The sequence below is a fragment of the Niallia taxi genome (genome assembly GCF_004005475.1).
GTDB lineage: Bacteria > Bacillota > Bacilli > Bacillales > Cytobacillaceae > Niallia > Niallia taxi.
Map to the genome: position 1 here is coordinate 1 of NZ_RZTZ01000052.1, position 1,457 is coordinate 1,457.

1 protein-coding gene is annotated in these 1,457 nt (G+C 36.7%); it reads right to left on the bottom strand.

The genetic code is table 11. The features are described 5' to 3' along the window. Positions 1–34: 34 nt before the first annotated feature. Positions 35–1,404, bottom strand: a protein-coding gene (locus EM808_RS28340; RefSeq protein WP_127743149.1) for an IS3 family transposase whose coding sequence is annotated in 2 segments (ribosomal slippage) — positions 35–939 and positions 939–1,404 — 1,371 coding nt in all. Because the reading frame shifts where the segments join, the coding sequence is not laid out codon by codon here. Positions 1,405–1,457 lie beyond the last annotated feature (53 nt).

The window sequence follows — 1,457 nt, forward strand, 5'->3', positions numbered from 1 at the left end:
TGAAGTGACCCCAAAAAGTTGGACAGTATTTTTGTTAAGCTGCTGTCTGGGTAAGAGTCCGATACTGGATCGGGCTCTTACCTTTTAATTTGGTTTTGATTCTAATGTTATTGTAGTAATGAATATATTTTTTTAGTTCATGTTTGAAGTGATCTATGTCCTTAAATTCATTCCGATAGAGAAATTCAGATTTCATAATACCAAAAAAGTTCTCTATAACTGCATTGTCATAACAGTTCCCCTTTCGGGACATACTTTGTGTTATACCTTGTTTCTTTAAGGATTGGCGGTATTTTTTCATCTGGTAATGCCAGCCCTGATCGGAGTGAATAATGAGGTTATCATCATCAGTCAAGCGTTTAAAGGACTTGTCTAACATTTCTGCAACAAGGGAGTAAGTTGGCCTAGTACCAATTGTGTACGTAACAATCTCACTATTGAATAGATCAAGTACAGGAGATAAGTAGAGTTTCTCCCCAAACAACTTAAATTCTGTAATGTCAGTAACCCACTTTTGGTTTGGTTTTTCTGCGTTAAAGTTACGCTCCAATATATTCGGAGCTATTTTACCCACATTTCCCTTATAAGAGCGATATTTCTTCATACGAACCATACACTTCAAGCCTAATACCTTCATTAACCGCTGCACTTTTTTATGATTCACTTTATATCCTCGATTATTTAACTCTTCTTGGATACGCCGATATCCGTAAAGCCCATTATGTTCCTCATAAATAGACTGAATTAATGTTTTTAATTCAGCATTTTTATCAGGAAGGTTGAAGGTGTTTACCCAGTAATAGTACGTACTGCGAGGGATTTTTGCCAGTTTTATAAGTTTCTTCACCGAGAAAATATTCCTTAGTTCATAGACTACTTTCGCTTTGTCCTTTTTGGTAATTTTTCCTTGTTTTGAACTAAGGCTCTCAACTTTTTTAAATAGGCATTCTCCATACGCAAAAACTCTAGCTCCTTCTGCATTTCCTCAACCGAGCCTTCTGTATCCTTATCAAGTATATTCTTATCCACATTCTTCTTTTTATGGGATGTCATACAAGGAATCCCCTTTTCTTTTGGTTTAAGGGCATCGAATCCACCATTGTCCCACTTTTTCTTCCACTTTCGTACCATAGAGCAGTCAGGAATATGAAAGATTGCCGATGCCTCTCGAATAGAAAACTGTTTCTCTTCAATAAACTGGATTACTTTTAGTTTAAAAGCCAATGGATAATTTGTATAGGGAAAACAAAAGGCTGACTCTCCATGATATTCATATAATTTCACCCAATAACGTAAGGCAGATTCGTCAATCCCAACTTCATTCGCTAATTCCCTGTAGCCAATCCTCTCGTTTAAATAACGCTGAATAACCAAGTGTTTTTCTGATTCATTAAATTTACCCACCCAGGCACCTCCTATTGTTGAACTTAGGTGTCCAACAATGGGGGTGCACTGCA